This is a genomic window from Pedococcus sp. P1_H8, assembly GCF_056405175.1.
In genome coordinates this window covers 1-574 of sequence record NZ_JBFUCP010000089.1, presented here as the reverse complement: position 1 = coordinate 574, position 574 = coordinate 1, and the positions used below count along the sequence as shown (strand labels likewise).

Annotated in this window: 1 protein-coding gene; it reads right to left on the bottom strand. The window is 70.2% G+C overall.

The window, feature by feature from the left end:
- Positions 1-63 precede the first annotated feature (63 nt).
- Positions 64-574, bottom strand: a 511-nt coding sequence (locus tag AC1DYG_RS18995; RefSeq protein ID WP_477641423.1) for a phosphohexomutase domain-containing protein, incomplete at its 5' end; no start/stop codon positions are given.

Genomic DNA, 574 nt, shown 5'->3' with positions numbered 1-574 from the left:
GCACCGCTCCTTTCTCCCTCTGCCCGGGGGCAGGTGTCCGCACGCTTCGTTCCCGGCGCCCGCTTACCCGCGCACCACTGCCAGTATCTCAGTTACCAACGAATCGACGTCTTCCGACGTGCGGGCCTCTACGTTGAGCCGGAGCAACGGCTCGGTGTTCGACGCGCGCAGGTTGAACCAGGCGCCGTCGCCGAGGTCGACGGTCACGCCGTCGAGCCGGTCCACGGACGTCGTCCGCGACGCGAAGGCCGCGACGACCGCGTCGGTGCGCTCGGCGGCGACGGCGACGGTCGAATTGATCTCCCCGGACGCCGCGTACCGCTCGTAGCTCGCCATCATCTCGGACAGCGGCCGGTCCTGGCCGGCCAGCGCGGCCAGCACGTGCAGGGCCGCCAGCATCCCCGAGTCCGCACCCCAGAAGTCGCGGAAGTAGTAGTGCGCCGAGTGCTCGCCGCCGAAGATGGCGCCGGTCTCGGCCATCTGCTGCTTGATGAACGAGTGCCCGACCCGGGTGCACACCGCGGTGCCGCCGAGTTCGGCGACCAGTTCCGGGACGGCCCGTGAGGTGATCAGG